Here is a 6,014-nt window from a genome sequence, read left to right as displayed (position 1 = left end):
CCGGTGCCGGTGGGTGTGGCGGGTGAGTTGTATATCGGTGGGGCTCAGTTGGCTCGTGGGTATGTGGGTCGGGCTGGGTTGACGGCTGAGCGGTTCGTTGCTGATCCGTTCGGTGGCGCGGGCAGTCGGTTGTATCGCACGGGTGATGTGGTGCGGTGGACTGCGGGTGGTGAGTTGGTGTTCGTGGGGCGCGCGGACGAGCAGGTGAAGATCCGCGGCTTCCGCATCGAACTCGGCGAGGTGCAGTCGGCGTTCGCCGCGCACCCGGACGTCGCCCAGGCCGCGGTCGTCGCCCGTGAGGACGTGCCCGGCGACAAGCGCCTGGTCGCCTACGTCGTCCCGGAGGAGTCCGCCGACCCGGCCGAACTCCCGTCACTTACCACCGCTTTCGCCGCCGACCGGCTCCCGTCGTACATGGTCCCGTCCGCCGTCGTGGTCCTGGACGCTCTGCCCCTGACGGTCAACGGAAAGCTCGACCGCGCGGCCCTCCCCGCCCCCGCCTACGCGACCGGCCAGGGCCGCGCGCCCGCCACCCGCGAAGAGCGCGTCCTCTGCGAGGAGTTCGCCGCGGCGCTCGGCCTGGACGACGTCGGCGTCGACGACAACTTCTTCGCCCTCGGCGGCCACTCCCTCCTCGCCGTGCGCCTGGTCGAGCGACTGCGCGAACGCGGCGTCCCGCTCTCCGTACGCGCCCTGTTCGAGACCCCGACCGCCGCGGGCCTCGCCCGTACGGCGGGCGGCGCCCAGGTCGCCGTGCCCGCGAACCTCATCCCCGAGGACGCCACCGCCCTCACCCCGGCCATGCTGCCGCTCGTCGACCTCACCGAGGACGAGGTCGCCGTCGTGGTCGCCGCCGTGGACGGCGGCGCGCCCAACGTCGCCGACGTCTACCCGCTCGCCCCCCTCCAGGAGGGCCTGCTCTTCCACCACCTCCTCGCGGAGGGCGACGACGCGTACGCCGTCCCCACCGTCGTCGAGTTCGACTCCCGGGAGCGCTTCGACGCGTTCCTGGCCGCCCTCCAGCAGGTGGTGGACCGGCACGACATCTACCGGACCTCCATCGTGTGGGACGGACTGCGCGAGCCCGTCCAGGTGGTGTGGCGCCACGCCACACTTCCCGTCACCGAGATCACCCTCGCCGCCGACACCACCGACCCCGTCGCCGACCTCGTCACGGCCGGCGGCTCCGCCATGGACCTCGGCCGGGCCCCGCTCATCGACGTCCACCTCGCCGCCGTCCCCGGCGGCGACCAGTGCCTGGCCCTCCTGCGGATGCACCACATGGTGCAGGACCACACCGCCAAGGAACTCCTCCTCGAAGAGGTGCACGCCTTCCTCACCGGACGCGGCGACGAACTGCCCGAGCCGCTGCCGTTCCGCAACTTCGTCGCCCAGGCGCGCGGCGGCGTCGAGGAGTCCGAGCACGAGCGCTACTTCGCCGACCTGCTCGGCGACGTCACCGAGCCGACCGCCCCCTACGGGGTCGCGGACGTGCGCGGCGACGGCGCGGGCGTCGTCCGGGGCGAACTGGAGTTCTCGTCCGAGCTGACCACCCGCGTCAGGGACGCGGCCCGCCGCCTCGGCGTCAGCCCCGCCCCCGTCCTGCACGTCGCCTGGGCACGCGCCCTCGCCGCGGTCTCCGGACGTACGGACGTGGTCTTCGGCACCGTCCTGGTCGGCCGCATGAACGCCGGCGCCGGAGCCGACCGCGTGCCCGGCCCCTTCATGAACACGCTGCCCGTGCGCGTCCCCACCGGCGCACTCGGCGCCCGCGAGGCCGTCGAGGCCATGCGCGGCCAGCTCGCCCGCCTCCTGGAGCACGAGCACGCCCCGCTCGCCGTGGCCCAGCGCGCCAGCGGCGTCACGGGCGACAGCCCCGTCTTCACGTCCTTCTTCAACTACCGGCACAACGCCGGACAGCACGCGGCGCGCACCCGCAACGCCGAGATCACGGGCATCCGCACCGTCTGGACCCACGACCGCACCAACTACCCGCTCTCCGTCGCGGTCAACGACGACGGCGACAGCCTCGCCCTCGCGGTGGACGCCGTCGCCCCGATCGGCCCGGACGCGGTGACCGCCCTCGTCCGCACGGCCACCGAGAACCTGGTCACCGCACTGGAGACCGCCCTGTCCGGCGGCCCGGACACCCCGCTCGCCGTCATCGACGTGCTGGGTGCGGGGGAGCGGGCCCGGGTGGTGGAGGAGTGGAACGCCACGGATGCGGATCTTGGTTCGCTGCTTGTGCCGGGGCTGTTCGCGGCGCAGGTGGCGCGGGTGCCCGAGGCCGTTGCGGTGGTGGCGGGTGCGGAGTCGCTGACGTATGCGGAGCTGGATGCTCGGGCGAATCGTCTGGCGTCCTACCTGGTGGGCCAGGGGATCGGCGCGGAGTCGCTGGTGGGCCTGTGCCTGCCGCGTGGTGTCGATGCCGTGGTGAGCATGCTCGCGGTGTGGAAGGCGGGTGCTGGCTATCTGCCGATCGATCCGGACTATCCGGCGGAACGCATCAACTTCATGCTGGGTGATTCGGGTGCGGCGCTGACGCTGACGACCGGGGAGATCCTGGACGACCTTCCGGCCGGGCGTAACCGGTACGTCGCGGTGGACAGTGCCCTTGTACGGATGCAGCTTGCGTCCGCGTCCGATGAGGCCCCGGGGCTTCACACCGACCGGCGCTCGCTCGCGTACGTGATCTACACCTCCGGTTCCACCGGGCGTCCGAAGGGTGTGGCGATCACCCACGAAGGCCTGGCGAACTATGTGTCCTGGGCCGTGGGCGCTTACCACACGGGTGGCGCGCCGCTGCACTCCTCCCTCGCCTTCGACCTGACCGTGACGAGCGTCCTGGTGCCCCTGGCCTCGGGTTCGCCGGTCATCGCCAGCGAGCAGGGCGGGGCCGAGGGCCTGGCGGAGCTGATGCGTCAGCCGGGCGACTTCGGCCTGGTCAAGGCAGTACCCGCGCACCTTCCGCTGCTCAAGGAGATGCTGTCGGGCGAGGACGTCGCCCAGGCGGCTCGTACCTGGGTCGTGGGTGGCGAGGCGCTGCCCCCGGCGGTGGTACGGGAGTGGCTTGCGCTGGCCCCCGAGTCGGTGGTCGTCAACGAGTACGGTCCGACGGAGACCGTGGTGGGCTGCTGTGTCTTCGAGATAGCGGCCGGTCAGGAGCTGGGTGAGTCGGTGCCGATCGGTCGTCCGATCGCGAACACCCGCCTGTACGTCCTTGACGAGCGCCTTCAGCCGGTCGCCGCGGGTGTCGCCGGCGAGCTGTACATCGCGGGCATCCAGCTCGCCCGCGGTTACGTCAAGCGCCCCGGCCTGACGGCCGAGCGCTTCACCGCGAACCCCTTCGAGACGGGCCAGCGGATGTACCGCACCGGTGACGTGGCCCGTTGGACGACCGAGGGGCTCCTGGAGTACCTGGGCCGTTCGGACGAGCAGGTCAAGGTCCGTGGCTTCCGGATCGAGCCGGGGGAGGTGCAGGCGGTCGTGGCCGCGCACCGTGAGGTGGCCCAGGCCGCCGTCATCGCCCGCGAGGACGTGCCGGGCGACACGCGCCTGGTCGCGTACGTCGTCCCGTCGGACCTGGACGAGGTAGATGCTGATCTCGCGTCCCAGGTACGGGAGTTCGCCTCCGTACGGCTGCCGGAGCACATGGTGCCGTCGGCGGTTGTCGTCCTGGACGCGCTGCCGCTGACCGGCAACGGCAAGCTCGACCGCAAGGCGCTGCCCGCGCCGGACGCGTCCGGCTCCGCCGGTGCCGGACGCGCACCGGCCAACCTCCAGGAGGAGATCCTCTGCGCGGCGTTCGCCCAGGTCCTCGGCCTGGAGCGGGTCGGTGTCGAGGAGAGCTTCTTCACGCTCGGCGGGCACTCCCTGCTCGCCGTCCGGCTGGTCAGCCGCATCCGCGCCGTGCTCGGCGTCGAGCTGGAGATGGCGGCCCTGTTCGAGGCCCCGACCGTCGCCGGCCTCGCCGCCCGCATCGCCGGTGCGGAGGCGGCCCGTGCGGCACTGGCCCCCGTGGCCCGCCCGGAGCGGACACCGCTGTCGTACGCACAGCAACGCCTCTGGTTCATCAGCCAGTTGGAGGGGCCGAACTCCGCCTACAACGTGCCGGTGGCGCTCCGCCTCGCCGGCGACGTCGACCGGGGCGCGCTCGGCGCGGCCCTGCGGGACGTGGTCGAGCGGCACGAGGTGCTGCGCACCGTGTTCCCCGCCGCGGACGGAGAGCCGTACCAGCGCGTCGTCCCCGTCGGGGAGCTGACCTGGGAGCTGCCGCTCGTCGAGGTCGCCGCCGAGGACCTGGAGGACGCGGTCGCCGCCGCGGCCGACTACGCCTTCGACCTGTCCACCGAAATGCCCTTCCGTGCCTGGCTCTTCGCCGCCGGGGCGGAGGAGCAGGTGCTGGTCGTGGTCATGCACCACATCGCGAGCGACGGCTGGTCGAAGCGTCCGCTGGCGCGTGACCTGTCCGAGGCGTACGCGGCACGCAGCGCCGGGCGGGCCCCCGCGTGGGAGCCGCTGCCGGTGCAGTACGCGGACTACGCGCTCTGGCAGCGGGACCTCCTCGGCGACGAGGACGACCCCGACAGCCTGATGAGTCGTCACGTCGCCTACTGGCGCGGGAAGCTGGCCGGAGCGCCGGAGGAGCTGGAGCTCCCCGCCGACCACCGCCGTCCGGCGGTCGCCACCGGGCGCGGCCACCGCGTCCCCGTCGAGGTCCCCGCCGACGTCCACGCCCGGCTCCAGGAGCTGGCGCGGGCCGAGGGCGTGACCGTGTTCATGCTGCTCCAGGCCGCGTCCGCGGTCCTGCTGTCCCGACTGGGCGCGGGCACCGACATCCCCGTCGGCTCGGTCAACGCCGGGCGCACGGACGTGGCGCTCGACGACCTGGTCGGGTTCTTCGTGAACACGCTGGTGCTGCGTACGGACCTGTCGGGTGACCCGACGTTCCGCGAGGTGCTGGCCCGGGTCCGCGAGACTGGCCTCGCCGCCTACGCGCACCAGGACGTGCCGTTCGAGAAGCTGGTGGAGGAGCTCGCGCCGACGCGGTCCCTGGCCCGCCACCCGCTCTTCCAGGTCATGGTCACCCTGGAGAACAACGCGGAAGCCGTCCTCGACCTGCCCGGACTGCGCACCGGTGCCCCCGGGGCGACCGAGGGGTCCACCACGGCCGACGAGTCGCCGCGGGCCTCCGCGCCCGGACAGGCCGCGGCCAAGTTCGACCTGGCCGTCGAGATGGCCGAGGCCTTCGACGCCGAGGGCGCCCCGGCCGGACTGCGCGGCTCGATCGTCGCGGCGGCCGACCTGTTCGAGCCGGAGACGGCGGCCCGCCTGGCCGAGCGCTGGGCCCGGGTCCTCGCCCGCCTCGTCGCCGAACCGCGGTCACGCGTCAGCCAGGTCGACGTCCTGGACGCGGCCGAGCGCCGGTCGCTGCTGGTGGACTGGAACGACACGGCCGCGCCGGTCGACCCGGCCACCGTCCCCGAGCTGTTCGCGGCGCACGCCGCCCGTACCCCCGACGCGGTCGCCGTGATCGCCGGCGACGTCGAGGTCACGTACGCGGAACTGGACGCCCGCGCCAACCGCATCGCGCACCTGCTGATCGGCAGGGGCGTCGGCCCAGAGTCGGTCGTCGGCCTCTGCCTGGACCGCGACGCCGAGTTCATCGCGTCCATCCTGGGCGTCTGGAAGGCGGGCGCCGCCTACCTCCCGCTCGACCCGGAGAACCCGGCCGAGCGCATCGCCTACGTCCTCGCCGACAGCGGGGCGGCCCTCGCCCTGACGACCACGGCGCTGGCCGCCGTACTCCCCGGGGGAGAGCTCCCGGTCGTCGTCCTCGACGACGCGCGCACGCGCGCCGCCCTCGACGCCGTACCGACGGAGGCGCCAGCCCAACTCGATCTCTCCGGAGACGCATTGGCCTATGTGATCTACACGTCTGGGTCGACTGGTCGGCCGAAGGGTGTGGGTGTGGGGCATGGGGCGTTGGCGAATCTGGTGTCGGTGTTCGGTTC

At 73.0% G+C, this 6,014-nt stretch carries 1 protein-coding gene; it reads left to right on the top strand.

Translation table 11 applies throughout. The annotated features are described in order from the left end of the window. On the top strand, nt 1-6,014 hold a 6,014-nt coding region (locus ABT160_RS46080), incomplete at both ends, for an amino acid adenylation domain-containing protein (RefSeq protein ID WP_502984424.1).

Source organism: Streptomyces sp. NPDC001941, assembly GCF_040296945.1.
In the GTDB taxonomy this organism is placed as follows: Bacteria; Actinomycetota; Actinomycetes; order Streptomycetales; family Streptomycetaceae; genus Streptomyces.
The sequence above is the reverse complement of the archived record's forward strand: the minus strand, read 5'-3'. Positions and strand labels throughout refer to the sequence as shown.